The 14,797-nt window shown below is 35.3% G+C and carries 13 protein-coding genes; 9 read left to right on the top strand and 4 right to left on the bottom strand.

Annotated elements, in window-relative coordinates; translation table 11 throughout:
• The first annotated feature begins 5 nt into the window (after positions 1–5).
• The gene (locus HMPREF9456_RS10540) at positions 6–629 is read left to right on the top strand and encodes a DUF4294 domain-containing protein (RefSeq protein ID WP_006843513.1); all 624 of its coding nucleotides are present in this window, start codon (positions 6–8) and stop codon (positions 627–629) included.
• A 79-nt stretch (positions 630–708) separates the two neighbouring features.
• Here HMPREF9456_RS10540 and HMPREF9456_RS10535 read toward each other — a convergent pair whose 3' ends face one another.
• Positions 709–2,358 carry an alkaline phosphatase gene (locus tag HMPREF9456_RS10535; protein ID WP_018074983.1) on the bottom strand — a complete coding sequence of 550 codons (1,650 nt, stop codon included), beginning with the start codon at positions 2,356–2,358 and terminating at the stop codon, positions 709–711.
• A gap of 519 nt (positions 2,359–2,877) precedes the next feature.
• On the opposite strand from HMPREF9456_RS10535, the gene surE reads away from it, so the two are divergent.
• Together surE and lpxB are read left to right on the top strand one after the other, a co-directional pair.
• Positions 2,878–3,651, top strand: coding sequence for a 5'/3'-nucleotidase SurE (surE, locus tag HMPREF9456_RS10530; RefSeq protein WP_006843511.1), 774 nt, complete (start codon positions 2,878–2,880; stop codon positions 3,649–3,651).
• A 25-nt stretch (positions 3,652–3,676) separates the two neighbouring features.
• On the top strand, positions 3,677–4,819 hold the full coding sequence (gene lpxB / locus HMPREF9456_RS10525; protein WP_006843510.1) for a lipid-A-disaccharide synthase: 1,143 nt from the start codon (positions 3,677–3,679) through the stop codon (positions 4,817–4,819).
• 17 nt (positions 4,820–4,836) lie between these two features.
• Here lpxB and HMPREF9456_RS10520 read toward each other — a convergent pair whose 3' ends face one another.
• Genes HMPREF9456_RS10520 through HMPREF9456_RS10510 form a run of 3 tightly spaced genes read right to left on the bottom strand, consistent with a single transcriptional unit; the run spans position 4,837 to position 6,685 of the window.
• Positions 4,837–5,799, bottom strand: a complete 963-nt coding sequence (locus HMPREF9456_RS10520) for an alpha/beta hydrolase (protein ID WP_006843509.1) — start codon at positions 5,797–5,799, stop codon at positions 4,837–4,839.
• Positions 5,800–5,811: 12 nt separating this feature from the next.
• On the bottom strand, positions 5,812–6,432 hold the full coding sequence (locus HMPREF9456_RS10515; protein ID WP_006843508.1) for a hypothetical protein: 621 nt from the start codon (positions 6,430–6,432) through the stop codon (positions 5,812–5,814).
• Complete coding sequence (locus HMPREF9456_RS10510; RefSeq protein ID WP_006843507.1) at positions 6,422–6,685, bottom strand: DUF2089 family protein; 264 nt, start codon at positions 6,683–6,685, stop codon at positions 6,422–6,424. Before HMPREF9456_RS10510 ends, HMPREF9456_RS10515 begins: the two co-directional genes overlap by 11 nt.
• Before the next feature lie 181 nt (positions 6,686–6,866).
• Here HMPREF9456_RS10510 and HMPREF9456_RS10505 point away from each other — a divergent pair, with 181 nt between their 5' ends.
• From HMPREF9456_RS10505 to HMPREF9456_RS10480, 6 genes are all read left to right on the top strand, one after another.
• Positions 6,867–7,940: a glycosyltransferase family 4 protein gene (locus HMPREF9456_RS10505; RefSeq protein WP_006843506.1), complete on the top strand. Its 1,074-nt coding sequence runs from the start codon at positions 6,867–6,869 to the stop codon at positions 7,938–7,940.
• 391 nt (positions 7,941–8,331) lie between these two features.
• On the top strand, positions 8,332–9,162 hold the full coding sequence (locus HMPREF9456_RS10500) for a polysaccharide biosynthesis/export family protein (RefSeq protein ID WP_006843505.1): 831 nt from the start codon (positions 8,332–8,334) through the stop codon (positions 9,160–9,162).
• Positions 9,163–9,167: 5 nt separating this feature from the next.
• The gene (locus HMPREF9456_RS10495; protein WP_006843504.1) at positions 9,168–11,510 is read left to right on the top strand and encodes a GumC family protein; all 2,343 of its coding nucleotides are present in this window, start codon (positions 9,168–9,170) and stop codon (positions 11,508–11,510) included.
• Complete coding sequence (locus HMPREF9456_RS10490; protein ID WP_018074982.1) at positions 11,467–12,477, top strand: SDR family oxidoreductase; 1,011 nt, start codon at positions 11,467–11,469, stop codon at positions 12,475–12,477. Before HMPREF9456_RS10495 ends, HMPREF9456_RS10490 begins: the two co-directional genes overlap by 44 nt.
• Positions 12,478–12,482: 5 nt before the next feature.
• Positions 12,483–13,748, top strand: a complete 1,266-nt coding sequence (locus HMPREF9456_RS10485; RefSeq protein WP_006843502.1) for a nucleotide sugar dehydrogenase — start codon at positions 12,483–12,485, stop codon at positions 13,746–13,748.
• Positions 13,745–14,797: an ATP-grasp domain-containing protein gene (locus HMPREF9456_RS10480; RefSeq protein ID WP_006843501.1), complete on the top strand. Its 1,053-nt coding sequence runs from the start codon at positions 13,745–13,747 to the stop codon at positions 14,795–14,797. The genes HMPREF9456_RS10485 and HMPREF9456_RS10480 overlap by 4 nt, the downstream gene beginning before the upstream one ends.

Genomic DNA, 14,797 nt, shown 5'->3' with positions numbered 1-14,797 from the left:
ACCAAATGAAAAAGATTGTATTTTCTTTTGTCTTGTTATTATTAGTTTCTGTGGCTCTTAAGGCACAGGAGAAGCAAGATACGTATATAGATATGGCAGTTATTTATCATGGGGATACGATTGCGATTATGAACCTCAAGCCGGTTTATATATATGCTCCGTTGAAATTTAAGAACAATAAGCAAAGGCAGGAATACTCAAAACTGGTGAGAGATGTCCGCATTGCATACCCTTACGCAAAAATGATTACAGCTGCTATTGTTGAGACTTATGAATATATGCAATCCTTGCCTAATGATAAAGCGAGAGATAAGTATATGAACGATGTGCAGAAATATATGATGGAGGAATACAAACCCAAGATGAAGAAAATGACCAAGAATCAGGGTAAGGTGCTAGTGAAGCTTATCGATCGTCAATGTAATACCTCGTCATATAATATTGTAAAAGCCTTGGTTGGTAGCTTCAAAGCCGGTGTATATAACGCATTTGCAGGATTGTTTGGCAATAGCCTGAAAACAGAATATGATCCTGAGGGTAGAGATGCCGAAATAGAAGCCATCGTTACTCAGTTGGAGCAAGGTACATTAGACTATTATTATTCCATTAATTATCATGGATATAGATAAGTAAATGCATTAGATTATAACAAAACAGCGACAAACCTTTTTGGACTTGTCGCTGTTTTGTTATATAGAAAATATCTTCTTATAGCTTATTTATTAAGCTTTTAGGTACATAGAATGTGTCGTTCTTGTCTATGTATACAGTCACTGTACTCAACGAGATTGGCTGATTATTGAGATAAACTACCGACTTGAACGCAGGTATAGTCAACATCATATTTCCTTTCTTCACTTTTAATACAGGGAAATCAGTAGACTTATCGATGCTATACTCTAATCCTTTGAAGACTTCTGTGTGTTTAGCAAACACTTCTTCTGTCATATCTTTCAAAGATGTTTTGAGCCCTATAGCGTCAGATAGATATTGGTTTATTTCTACATTCGTATTCATACCTATAGGCAGATCACCATCAGGATGATAAGCTGCGAGAAATACTTCTTCGCCGGTATGTCCTCCGGTTGTGAACCCGAAATATGTATGTTGATTCATTATATTGATAATACTCGAACCCATATTCACGCTGTTGCTTACTTTCATATAGTCAGCTTCTTGGTAGTTCTTAGAGCTGAGAAGTAAGTTTAATTCATCGTCGTTCAGGTCTATATTCGTATATTCTTTAAATATACTTTTGAAGTCTTCCGGCTTCGACTTCAATAAGATACGCTCCAAACCTTCTCCTGTTTTTTTGTATTGCGATACATTTTTGAATAGTTGATCGATGGTTGCCTTATCATAGCTTTTCAGGTCTCTGCGACCAATTGTAAAACCGCTATTACCATGATCGGGAAGAACGATTACTGTTGTTTCTCCATTCTTACGGGCAAAATCCATAACTGTGGCAACAGCTTTGTCGAATGCTAAATATTCTGTGATACATCCTACAGCGTCATTCCCGTGAGCAGACCAGTCTACTTTACTGCCTTCTACCATCAGGAAGAAGCCGTTTTCGTTCTGAGAAAGTCTGTCAAGCGCTTTTTTAGTCATTTCATTCAGTGATGGAACTAGAGTAGAATCTCTGTCTAGGTCGTAAGGAAGCTCTCTTTCTCCGAATAATGCCCAAACTTTATCTTTTCCGTTAAAGCTACGGAAAGCTTTTAAATCATCCTGAATAAGTCTGGTTCCCGTGTTCTTGAAATGTTGTTTAATGTCGTCAGTAAGTATAGAATTACCACCACCAAACATCACATCTAAGTTTTGATATGCCATTTGTGATGCAATGTATTCATATTTACCTCTGGCATAGTAGTGTGCAGAGCAGTCTGCAGGTGTTGCATGCGGGAATTCCACCGTAACAACCAATCCTGTAGCCTTGTTTTGTTGGTGCTTAGCAGCCTCCAGTATTGTAGCTAATGGTTGGTAGGCTTTTGCCGGATCTACAGGTACTAGGTCATTTTCAGGATCGGCAACAGGATAGATAGATACATTACCCGTTTGTTGGGGCATACCGGTCATGTAACAAGATGTTGTAGGGGCTGAGTCTCCAATAGGTGCATTTGAGGAAAATGTTTTTACGGTGCCGCATAGATAAGGGTCAATAGCTAAATTGTTTCCTCCAAGCTTGTTGTAAATCTGATACCAACGTGCGGCGGAAACTACACCAATCGATGTTCCGTCAGGTATCATCACAATCACATTTTTGGTAGGTCTGATATGCCTGCGGTACTGCTGTTGGGCATATATCGCGGTCGAAAAAATCAGCAGAAGCAACAAGACCATACTTGTTTTTCTCATGTTGGGAATATTTTGAATGATTAATAAATTGAAAAAGTATACCAAAGTTACAAAATATGTTTGCACCGCAAAGGCGCTGGATAATAATTTAAAGCCATTTCAACCCTTTTGTAGATAACAAGAAGAAGAGTCTGTTTTTTTATGGCTATAATTCATTTAAGTCACGCTTTTTACTGTAACTGAGTGTTACCTTTTTATGATTTGGTATATTGTTGTACATCATTTGTTTACATATTTAATATTGTTAAAAAGTAACAAAGGTAACAGTTGTTATGCTCTTTTTAAATGTCACTTTTACTTCTTTCAGATCACTATAATGTCTTATATAAGATAAATCTGCAATATAAGATTACAAACAGTTATTTGTTGATAAATGTGACTGCTCGGAGCCGTTCCCTTCGTCGATTTCTTTTTACAAAGGAAATAAATACGCTCTAAAAATATTGATGTATCTTTGCTTCTTAACTGAAATTTAATTTTTAGTTCTTAGTTTTGTTTTTTTAAGATAAATAAAAATAGATGGAGAATAAGAAGCCTCTGATACTCATTACGAATGACGATGGTTATCAGGCTAAAGGGATAGAAGCATTAATAGATAGCGTAAAAGATTTAGGAGAAATCATAGTTGTAGCACCCGATGGACCTCGTTCGGGAATGTCGAGTGCAATAACATCATTACAGCCATTACGGGTATATTTGATAAGTGAAAGCCAGAATATCAAAGTCTATGCGACAACAGGAACTCCTGTGGACTGTGTAAAGTTGGGCATAAGTGAATTGGCCGGCCGCAGACCTGATATTGTTCTTTCGGGTGTAAATCATGGCTCGAATGCAGCGGTAGCTGTCCTTTATTCGGGAACAATGGGAGCAGCAATAGAAGGAGCGGTGTTTAAAATACCATCTATTGGTTTTTCGTTACTCGATCATAGTCACAATGCAGATTTTACATATTCAAAAAAATATATTCACACGATTACCAAGCAAGTATTAGAAGAAGGGTTACCGAGTGGAACATGTTTGAATGTGAATATTCCGAAAGGAGATGATATAAAAGGAATCCGTGTTTGCCGTCAGACATCTGGGCAGTGGGTGAATGAATTTATGCAGTCGAAAGATGGAGCGGATAAAGATATATATTGGTTGACAGGAAACTTCGAGAATGATGAACCGAGTGATGAAATGACAGATGAATGGGCTTTGGCTAACAGGTATGTATCGGTTGTGCCGGTGAAGGTGGATATGACAAATCATGACCTTATCGCCTCAATAAAGTCGTGGGAAGGCATTCTTTAATTCTCTATCGATAAAATTCAACACTATGAAATATTTTTTGGTGGCAGGAGAGGCTTCGGGAGATTTGCATGGGTCTAACTTGATGGCAGCTCTCAAGGCTCAGGATGTAGAAGCTGAATTTTGCTTTCTAGGGGGCGATCTCATGTTGGCTCAGGGAGGGCGACTCGTAAAGCATTATCGCGAAATGGCTTTTATGGGATTTATTCCTGTACTTCTCAATCTGAGGACAATTCTTCGTAATATGAAGATGTGCCAAAAGGAGATTATGGAGTTTAAGCCCGATGTGTTGATATTGATCGATTATCCCGGATTTAATCTGAAAGTTGCCAAATATATTAAAACGCATACCAACATTCCTGTATATTATTATATATCGCCAAAAGTATGGGCTTGGAAAGAATATAGAGTGAAATCATTTAAGAAATATGTTGACGAAATGCTTTCTATTCTTCCTTTTGAAGTCGATTTCTATAAGAAGCATAACTATCGTATCAATTACGTCGGCAATCCTGTGGTAGATGCTGTAGCCAATTTTAGAGAAGAGAATAAGAATGACGTTAAAGATAAACTTATAGCGGAAAACAACTTAGATAATAAACCGATTATAGCTTTACTTGCAGGTAGTCGCCAACAAGAGATAAAAGATAATCTGCCCGCTATGCTCGAAGCCATCAAAGGCTTTAAGGGTTATCAGGCTGTGATAGCCGGAGCACCCGGTATAGATCCTGGTTATTACAAGGAATATACAGGTAGTAATTCTTGTAAAATTGTATTTGGTCAAACTTACAGACTTTTGCAGTATGCTGATGTGGCATTGGTGACATCCGGTACGGCGACATTAGAAACAGCTTTATTCAAAGTTCCGCAGGTTGTCTGTTACAAAACGCCTATTCCTCATGTGGTTTATTGGGCATTCAAGAATATACTTCATACAAAATATATTTCGTTGGTAAATCTGATCGCCGATAGGGTAGTGGTACAAGAGCTTTTTGCCAAATTTTTCTCTGTAGATACAATTAGGGAGGAAGTTAATAGGCTTTTGAATGACAAAACATATCGTGAAACGATGTTAGCCGACTATGATGAAGTCATAAGAATATTGGGAGATTCAGGTGCGTCGCATAGAGCTGCTGATATTATTATAAAAAAACTGAATAGAGGAAAATAATTCCTCTATTTCGCTTTCTAATTTTTGATAAAGTTTATTATAACTTTTCCAACTTCTTTGTTTAGCAGAATGCTTTTGTTGCTGTATGTTGGCATTTGTTCTGCCATGTCGCTACTTTTACAGTCTTTCAGTACATGGTTCATATTCTCTATAATAACCTTTTGTGCTTTAGGATTGGCTACTGACAAGAGATTTGCATGTTCTATAGGTACCTGTATATCTGTTGTTCCCTGTATAATTAAGGTTGGAATGGTAAGTTTTGCGATCTCTTCCTGAGGATTGTATTTCATTACCGATATCATATATGGCTGTACGCTTGGGCGAAACAGTGCATTGAGGGTCGGAGGAATATTCGAGATAGTTTCACCTTGTTGCAATTTGTCCAAATAAGAAAATATCAGATCTTTTGTAGCTTGGGGCTGTCCCGCCAATTGCTTTTCTAATTGCTCTTTTAGTATCACATCAAAAGGTACCCCCATCCCTGCTATAGAAATGTATTTTGTGACTTTTGGGTTGTTTTCTGCGGCAATCATTCCAATCAACGAACCTTCGCTATGCCCTATAATTATTATGTTAGAAAACCGCTTATCGTTCGACAATAAATTTATCCAGCCTTTTACATCTTCAATATAATTCTCAAATCGGATATCCGATTCCTCTTTCATTGATGATTTGCTGGCAGCGATACCTCTTTTGTCAAAACAAAGTGTAGCTATTCCACTGTAGAATAATTCGTCAGACAACATTTTGTATGCATCGTTTTGAGTAAGTTGACTATTCCCATTACGATCTGTTGGCCCTGATCCTGCTATAATAATTGCGATTGGTACAGGCGTTTTACTATTCGGAGCTTTTAAAGACCCGAATATATCGCCTGTTTTTGTTTTCAATACAATCGGCTCTTCACTAACGATTAATTGTGCGGATATATTTAGAGATAAGAGTAACAGTAAAAAGAGTGATAGTTTTTTACAATTCATAGTGGTCTGTTTTTAGTGTAAATAAGGTATGGTGATAAAAATAAGTACTTTAATTAATGTTTCGGATATGATAAGAGCTGCTGTAAAAGAGATTCCTCCAATAACTCCTTTTATATTACCCGAAACGGAATAAGCATTGTATTTAAGAACAATGGACCAAGCTAATATTACAATAGATATTAGAGAGACTGTAACTAATATTCCAATATTATCTTTCAGTATAGAAACTATTTCATTTGTATTTGCTGCATTTATGTTTCCAAAATCTAAATGAACAGCAGGTATTAAGCCTACTAGCGCAAACAAGATATGGGGTGCTTGAGATAAAGACATTGTGCCTGCAATATCAATAATACGGACAGAAGATTTCGACACAATGCGAGCCGCAATATAGAAAATCACAGTCATAGAAATGAAGGTGATAATCTGATAAGCTATGTGCACTGCATAATATTGAGGCTGATTTGGTGGCGCATATTGCATACCAATCACTCCATTGAAATGAGTATTTCCCAAATACCCCAAAACAGATAGCAATAGCATTACAATCAGTCCTAGTATAAGAGCTTTTGTGCCGGCAATGTATTGAAAGGGCTTAAATAACCAACTTGCCACAGAAGATTTACTTTTCATATTCTTTTAGTTTATCAATTATATCGTCTAATAAATTTCTCACGGTAGGGTAGCTCAATTTTAAATCTTTAGCCATCTCTTTTAAACTTCCACTATTTTTTACAAATTTGAGAATAAAGTCTTGTTCTTCTACAGACAGACGGGCTAGTATGGGGAGTGCATAGAGACCGTGTACTTCTGTGGCACAATTTTCACAAACAAGGCTTTTCACTTTTAATTGTGTTTTACAACTTGGACAATTACATGGTAACATATTAGTGTATTTTTTTTACAAACATAATATTTAATTTAATAATATTAAATAAATACTTGATAAAATTTATTTAAAGTTTAATTATATGTCGGTTGTCTTGTTTTTCGAGTTTCTAAATAAGAGTTTTATAATGATAAAAGAATTGGTAAACTCATTATATTTGTAAAGAAAAAATGAAGAAATGAGGAACAATATAAAGATCAATTTTATACTACCATTCAAGCCTCGTCGTCCGGCTGGTGGGTTTCGGGTTATGTACGAATATGCAAATCGGTTGGCTTATATGGGCTATCAAGTTCATCTAACATTTCCTATTAAAACAAAGTATATGAAGTACCGCTTACCATGCTTCGTACGCAATCTTTTATCTAAAATAGAACGTTTTGATAGAAATAAATGGTTCGAATTTGATTCGGATATTACGATGTCTTATGTAAAAGAAGTAAAGGATAAGTATGTCGTTGATGCTGATATTGTTATTGCTACTTGGTGGTCTACTGTGTTAGATATGGGAACATTATCTCCTCAAAAAGGCAAAAAAATCAATCTTATACAAGGTTATGAAAATTGGGAAGGGCATGAAGATTTACTCTACTCTTCGTACAATTTGAAAGATACAGTTAATATCGTTGTTGCTTCTTATTTAAGAAAAATAGTAGCTAAGCATACCGACAACAGAATAGAATTGATTGAAAATGGAGTTGACAACAATGTCTATTACATTAAGGAAAGAATAGAGAATAGAGAGATTGCAACAGTTGCTATGATGTATTCCGTTCAAGAAATAAAAGGTTCGAAGTACGGATTGGAGGCATTACATATTGCAAAAGAGCAAATTCCGGAGCTAAAGGTTGATTTATTCGGCATTTATCCCTCACCTGAAGATTTGCCCGACTGGATTCATTATCATAGAGATCCGGATGATTTGTGTGCAATATATAATCGTAACTCTATATTTATATCCAATAGTTTTACTGAGGGGTTTGGCTTGGTCTCTGTAGAGTCTATGTTTTGTGGATGTGCTCTTATATGCACCAATATAGAAGGGCATAAAGAATATGCGGTTGAAGGAGAAACGGCATTGCTGGTAGAAACGGGTGATGCGAAAAGTATGGCTGATAAAATTTGCTATTTAATAAAGGATAATGAGTATCGTATAGGCTTGGCTAAAAGAGGACATGAATATGTGCTCCGTTTTAGTTGGGATAACGCTATCGAAAAAATGGAAACCATTATTAGAGGTTTGCTAGACTAAGGGGTTAAGAGTGAGTGATTAAAGTGAATAAATGTTGTTTTTCTCATGGTTTGACTCTAAAACTTTTCATTATACATAGGAATGCTTGCATTGTTAAAATTACGTAAATAAAGGTTAATTTGATAAGATGTGTAAACGAATTATTTTCTTTATTGGGAAATTTTACAGCACTTCTTTGTTAATCCGCGAACTCTTAAATCCTAGATAGCATAAGACTTACAAGATTTTTTTCATTCAGATACCTGCTTTTTTTAGTTTCCGCTCCCTTTCGTATATTTAATATTGATACTATATCTTAAAAACTTATTTTTTTTCTTTAGTCAAAAAAGATAAAAAATAAATTATCTTTGGCAGGAAATATCTTTTATAAAACATTATTTATTTTAACACAATGAAACAAAAAAAGAGTTTGCTCAAAATTCTTCGCTCATTAATAGTTTCTTTCTGTATTGTTTTTTTAGGTTCATGTACGGGCTATAAACAGTTGCCCTATTTAAAGAACGCAGAAACAATTTCACCTGAAGTTTTATCAAGTGCAGCTGCTATTCATGAAGCCCAAATTATGCCCCATGATATAATTACCATTACTGTCAATTCTAATATACCTGGTGCTGCAACAGATTTCAACCTACCGATAGTACCTGCTAATTTGAGTTCTGTAATACAAACAACAGCAACATATTCTAGTGCTGCAGGCAGTTTACAAAACTATTTGGTAGATAAAGATGGAAAAATAAACTTTCCAATATTAGGACAATTAAGTATTGGAGGAATGACGTCTAAAGAGGCCCAAGATTATATTGTATCTTTAATTTATCCACGCTATATTGCTGAAAAACCGATTGTAAATGTTCGATTTATAAATTTTGGAGTATCTGTTCTCGGCGAAGTAGCCAGACCTGGGGTATATACTACACCCAATGGTCAAATGACAATTTTAGATGCTTTAGCCGCAGCCGGAGATATGACAATATATGGGCGTAGAGATAATGTGTTGTTGCTAAGAATACAAGAAAATGGAGAGATTGCAATGCATAGAATTGATATGCAAGATAAGAACTTAGTGCTTAATAAAGATCTCTTTTATTTACAACAAAATGACAAGTTATATGTTGAAACTAATAAAGCAAAAGGAAATAATTCTCGATTTGGAACCTTTGAATCGATTAGTTTATCCGCATTATCAATCGTAATTTCAGTAATTGCTATCATAACCCGCTAAATTAAATGGAAACCAATAAAAACTGGAAAGATACAAGTGCTTCTACTTCTGTAACCGATATTATATTTGATTATTTACGCTATTGGAAATGGTTTATTCTATCCATAACTGTATTTCTAATTATTGGCGTTACAATTATTCTTGTTACCCAAAAACAGTATAAATCTTCACTTTCTATATTATTGAACGAGGATAAAGGAACAGGTAAAGGAAATGCAGCCGCAGAGTTTGATTTAGAAGCTCTAGGTTTACTTTCTACAACAAACAATATAGAAAATGAAGTTGCAATTTTATCTTCTCCGGATTTGATGCGCTCTGTTGTAGATACATTGAATTTGCAAACTGTATATTATATTAATCAGAGACTTAGAAAGGTTGAGCTATACAATCAAACACCCTTCCATGTCACTTTAGAGCCTGCCGATAAAAAAGGAATAGGAAATATTCAATTCTATATACAGAAAAATGGAACCGGATATGAAATAAGCGGGATATATGAAGACCTCTTTGCATCAGAAGAGAAAAAGATAAATGAGAAATCTGAATCTCTTCCGAATGAAATAAAGTTAGAAGATGCTGCTATAAAGATTGAATTGACAGGTAAAAAAATAGTTGAACATGAAAAGTACTATGTTCAGATAAATGATATATATTCTACTGTTTCTGCTCTAAATAGCTCATTGTCTGTTTCGCCAACGAGTAAAACATCTTCTGTCCTTAATATCGGATTGATTGGCAATAATACAGCCAAGGGTGCAGCTGTTCTTAGAGAACTTGTTAAGCAGTATAATGAGATGAATGTAAACATAAAGAATGAAATTGCGTACAATACTGCAATCTTTATCAATGATCGATTGAAAGAAATATCTGTAGAACTAGGAGATGCTGAAGAGAATGTTGTTGATTTTAAACAAAAGAATCAAATAACAGATCTGAGTACAGAAGCACAGCTATTTGTACAACAAACGGGGCAAAATGAACAAAAATTACTGGAGGTAGAAACCCAACTCAATGTAATATCTTTGATAGAGCGTTTTGTACAAAATCCTGCAAATAAATTTTCTGTGATACCTAACATTGGAATTGCTGATCTAGGTTTAGCCCAGATAATAAATGAGTATAACAATAAGCTACTTGTTTCAGAAGTTCAGTTAAAAGGACTAGGTGAAGAGAATCCTACACGTATAAGACTAACTGATGATATAAATAATATGCGTAGTAGCATATCCAACTCTCTAAAAAATGTCAAGCAGACATATAATATATCGAAACAAGATTTATTGAAGCAATCATCATCTACAAAATCCAGAGTATTGTCAGTCCCTCAACAGGAAAGAGGACTCATAGAAAAAGTAAGGGAGCAACGGATTAAAGAGAATTTGTTTTTATTTCTGATGCAAAAGCGTGAAGAGACTAATTTGTCTATTGCTTCAACGGCGAATAAGGCACGTATAATAGTTTCTCCGCAAGAAGATATTCTTCCGATAGCCCCTAAGTCTAATATTATTCTCCTTTCGGTACTAATACTCGGATTTTTATGTCCGATTGTAATCATATATCTAATCAACCTATTCAAAGTTCAGATCAGAAGTAGGAGCGAACTTGAAGGGTTATCGGAAGTTCCTATTATCGGACAAATAGGGAGGAATGATATTAAAGATCAGGTAGTAATCAGGTCAAATCAAAGCTCAGGCATAGCTGAAATGTTCCGCTCATTAAGAAATAACTTAAACTTTATATTAAAGCATAAGGTAAATCAAACAATATTAGTGACTTCTACAGCTTCCGGTGAAGGAAAAACTTTTATAAGTGTCAACTTGTCTATGAGCTTTGCATTATCGGGTAAAAAAGTTTTAATAGTTGGAGGGGATATACGAAATCCGAAACTCAGAAATTATATTCAAATACCAAGAAATAAAGGTTTGAGTGATTACCTCGTCAGCGATGATTCTTGGCGAAACTATGTTAATGATTCAGGACTAAATGATAACTTGAAGGTGATGGTGGCCGGAACTATCCCGCCTAATCCGAATGAATTGTTGATGGAACCACGCTTAAAAGAGTTTATGCTCCAAGCAAGAGAAGAGTTTGATTTTGTAATATTTGATACTGCTCCGGTAGGATTAGTCTCGGATACATATCTAATTGATGAGTATGTTGATGTTACGTTGTACATTGTTAGAGAAAATGTAACACCTAGAGCTGCTGTAGACTTCATGAATATGCAAAAAGGTGAAGGTAAATTAATAAATATGTATTTGGTGCTCAATGATTCATATTTAGATAGTAGTTACAGATACGGATATGGAAAAGAATATGGATATGACTCAAAATCAAAAACTAGATAATTCAAGAATTCTTATTACCGGAGGAGCCGGCTTTATAGGTTCTAACCTTTGCGAAGAGTTATTAAAGTACAACTGTGAGGTTATCTGTTTTGATAATTTTTCTACAGGGAAAATGGAAAATATACTTCCATTCTTTGATAAAAAAAACTTCCGGTTAATAGTAGGGGATATTCGCAATTATGATGATTGTTTAAATGCAATACAAGGCGTTGATTACATTCTTCATGAAGCGGCTTTAGGCTCTGTTCCCCGTTCTATAAAAGACCCGATTACTAGTAACGAAGTGAATGTTTCGGGCTTCTTGAATATGCTGTTCGCAGCGAAAGAGGTTGGCGTTAAACGGTTCGTTTACGCTGCGAGCTCTTCCACATACGGAGATTCTGCCTCATTGCCCAAAGTAGAAGATGTTATCGGGAAACCGTTATCTCCATACGCAATAACTAAGTATGTTAATGAGCTTTATGCTGATGTGTTTTCTCGTACATACGGAATAGAATGTATTGGTCTCAGATATTTTAACGTGTTTGGAAAGCGTCAGGATCCCAATGGGGCATATGCTGCCGTTATACCCTTATTCGTTAAGAAGTTAATCAATCACGAATCGCTCGTAATCAATGGTGACGGTGAGTATTCAAGGGATTTCACTTATGTAAAGAATGTAATACAGATGAACTTACTGGCTTTGACGACATCTAATTCCGCAGCATTAAATACAGTATATAATACAGCTTTTGGAGAACGAACAACTCTAAATCAATTGGTAGAATATCTAAAAGAATATCTGAGTGAGTATGATTCTCTGATTGCAAATGTGGATATTATACATGGCCCAAATAGAGTTGGTGACATACCTCACTCATTAGCAAGCATAGATAAAGCAAAAGCTTTGTTAGATTACAATCCGAAATATAGTATGAAAGAAGGATTGAAAGAGGCTGTAAAATGGTATTGGAGTAATTTAAAATAACACAAATGAACAAAATAAAAATAGCAATTATTGGCCTAGGGTATGTAGGCTTACCTTTAGCTAGGCTTTTTGCCACAAAATATCCGGTAGTCGGTTTTGATATTAATCAGGCACGCATTAAGGAATTAATGTCTGGTGTTGATCATACCTTAGAAGTAGAAGCGGATATTTTACAGTCTGTTTTGAAAAACGAGAATAGTGACAATATTGGGTTATTTTGTTCTTGCAATTTAGAGGACATTGGCGACTGTAATTATTACATAATAACTGTTCCGACACCTGTAGATAAAAACAATAGACCCGATTTGACCCCTTTATATAAAGCCAGTGAAACAGTCGGCAAGGTTATCGATAAAGGAGATATCGTTATATATGAGTCAACAGTTTACCCCGGAGCTACAGAGGAGGATTGCATCCCTGTTGTAGAAAAGATTTCAGGGCTGAAATATAATGTTGATTTTTTTGCCGGTTATTCCCCTGAGAGAATAAATCCGGGAGATAAAGAGCATACTGTCGAGAAAATTAAGAAAGTAACATCCGGCTCTACACCTGAAGTTGGAGAAAAAGTGAATGCCCTTTATTCCTCAGTTATTAAAGCAGGAACGCATTTAGCTCCATCAATAAAAGTGGCAGAAGCGGCAAAAGTTATTGAAAACTCGCAACGGGATATAAATATTGCATTTGTAAATGAGTTAAAGAAAATATTCGATAGAATGAATATTGATACTAATGCAGTATTACAAGCTGCCGGAACGAAATGGAATTTCCTTCCATTTAAACCCGGGCTGGTTGGAGGTCACTGCATCGGTGTAGACCCATATTATTTGGCTCAAAAAGCGCAGGAATACGGCTATCATCCCGAGATAATACTTGCTGGTCGTCGCCTGAATGATAGTATGGGCGAGTATGTTGCTAGTGAGGTTGTTAAGAAAATGATCAAACAAGGTATACAAATAAAGGGTTCTAATATACTAGTCCTAGGAATTACATTTAAGGAAAATTGTCCCGACGTTCGTAATACAAAGGTTGTAGATGTTATTCGTGAACTAAAAGAATATAATACGAATGTAACAATCTATGATCCTTGGGCTAATCCGGAAGAAGTAGAGCATGAATATGGATTAGATATAGAAACCAAACTACCTAACGGCAAATTCGATGCTGTAGTGTTGGCGGTGAGTCATAAAGAATTTGATACAGTTAATATTAGATCTTTATTAAACAACAATGGAATAATATCAGGATTAAATAGTGGTATAAACTATATATGAAAAATAGAAAAGTTCGTGTTGCAATTCATTATAATGAATCAATTTTTAAGCATAGTACCTCATGGCATTTTGCTTGGATAAATTATTGCGAAGCAAATAATATTGATTATAGCATTGTAGACTGTTATAAGTATGATATTCTTGAAACACTTAAAAATTACGATTGTCTGGTATGGCATTTTAGTCATTATTCATTGCAAGATATGCTTTTTGCTAGAAGTATCTTAATGAGTGCAGAGAATATGGGTTTAAAAGTGTTTCCGGATGTTCCTACTGCTTGGCATTTTGATGATAAAATAGCAGAGACATATTTGTTGGATTCGATTCAAGCTCCTATACCTAAAGCTTATATGTTTTATACATTAAAAGACTTTGTAACATGGCTTGATAATGATTCTAAATTTCCAATAGTAGCAAAGTTAAGATGTGGTTCCGGCTCTAATAATGTCAAGCTCTTGAAAAACAGAACCGATGCATATGATTATGGCAAAAAAATATTTGGAAAAGGACTAGTCTCAACACCTAGTATCTTATACAAGGGAAGCTCACAACTTAAATCAGCAAAAAGTTGGGCAACTATCAAAGCTAGAATAAAAAGGATACCCGACTTCATCGAATCTTTCTCAAAGGCGAGGCGATTGCCACGGCAACAAGGGTATGTATATTTACAAGAATTTATTCCCAATGCAGGCTTTGATTTAAAAATTGTTGTTATCGGCGATAAATTAAGTTTTATAGCTAGAAATATTAGAGAAGGAGAATTTCGTGCATCAGGCAGCGGCTCGTTTTATTTTGATAGATCTTTAGTAACAAAAGACATAATTGATTCTGCATTTAGTGTTTCTGATAGATTGAAATTTCAATGTATGGGATATGATTATGTTATTGACGACAGAGATAATATAGGGAAGATTATAGAAATGAGTTATGGCTTTTCACATACAACATTATTACAGGCTGGGGGCTATTGGGATAGAAGTGGAGAATGGCATGATGAACCACTGAATGCCCCCGAAGAAATATTGAAGCATCTAATTGAAGTTGAATAA

Origin of the sequence: Dysgonomonas mossii DSM 22836 (genome assembly GCF_000213575.1) — a bacterium.
In the GTDB taxonomy this organism is placed as follows: domain Bacteria; phylum Bacteroidota; class Bacteroidia; order Bacteroidales; family Dysgonomonadaceae; genus Dysgonomonas; species Dysgonomonas mossii.
The sequence above is the reverse complement of the archived record's forward strand: the minus strand, read 5'-3'. Positions and strand labels throughout refer to the sequence as shown.

What these genes read in the sequence shown, in the direction of transcription:
- HMPREF9456_RS10540 (WP_006843513.1), top strand. Translation starts at nt 6, where the DNA reads ATGAAAAAGATTGTATTTTCTTTTGTCTTGTTATTATTAGTTTCTGTG.
- HMPREF9456_RS10535 (WP_018074983.1), bottom strand. Translation starts at nt 2,358, where the DNA reads ATGAGAAAAACAAGTATGGTCTTGTTGCTTCTGCTGATTTTTTCGACC.
- surE (WP_006843511.1), top strand. Translation starts at nt 2,878, where the DNA reads ATGGAGAATAAGAAGCCTCTGATACTCATTACGAATGACGATGGTTAT.
- lpxB (WP_006843510.1), top strand. Translation starts at nt 3,677, where the DNA reads ATGAAATATTTTTTGGTGGCAGGAGAGGCTTCGGGAGATTTGCATGGG.
- HMPREF9456_RS10520 (WP_006843509.1), bottom strand. Translation starts at nt 5,799, where the DNA reads ATGAATTGTAAAAAACTATCACTCTTTTTACTGTTACTCTTATCTCTA.
- HMPREF9456_RS10515 (WP_006843508.1), bottom strand. Translation starts at nt 6,432, where the DNA reads ATGAAAAGTAAATCTTCTGTGGCAAGTTGGTTATTTAAGCCCTTTCAA.
- HMPREF9456_RS10510 (WP_006843507.1), bottom strand. Translation starts at nt 6,685, where the DNA reads ATGTTACCATGTAATTGTCCAAGTTGTAAAACACAATTAAAAGTGAAA.
- HMPREF9456_RS10505 (WP_006843506.1), top strand. Translation starts at nt 6,867, where the DNA reads ATGAGGAACAATATAAAGATCAATTTTATACTACCATTCAAGCCTCGT.
- HMPREF9456_RS10500 (WP_006843505.1), top strand. Translation starts at nt 8,332, where the DNA reads ATGAAACAAAAAAAGAGTTTGCTCAAAATTCTTCGCTCATTAATAGTT.
- HMPREF9456_RS10495 (WP_006843504.1), top strand. Translation starts at nt 9,168, where the DNA reads ATGGAAACCAATAAAAACTGGAAAGATACAAGTGCTTCTACTTCTGTA.
- HMPREF9456_RS10490 (WP_018074982.1), top strand. Translation starts at nt 11,467, where the DNA reads ATGGAAAAGAATATGGATATGACTCAAAATCAAAAACTAGATAATTCA.
- HMPREF9456_RS10485 (WP_006843502.1), top strand. Translation starts at nt 12,483, where the DNA reads ATGAACAAAATAAAAATAGCAATTATTGGCCTAGGGTATGTAGGCTTA.
- HMPREF9456_RS10480 (WP_006843501.1), top strand. Translation starts at nt 13,745, where the DNA reads ATGAAAAATAGAAAAGTTCGTGTTGCAATTCATTATAATGAATCAATT.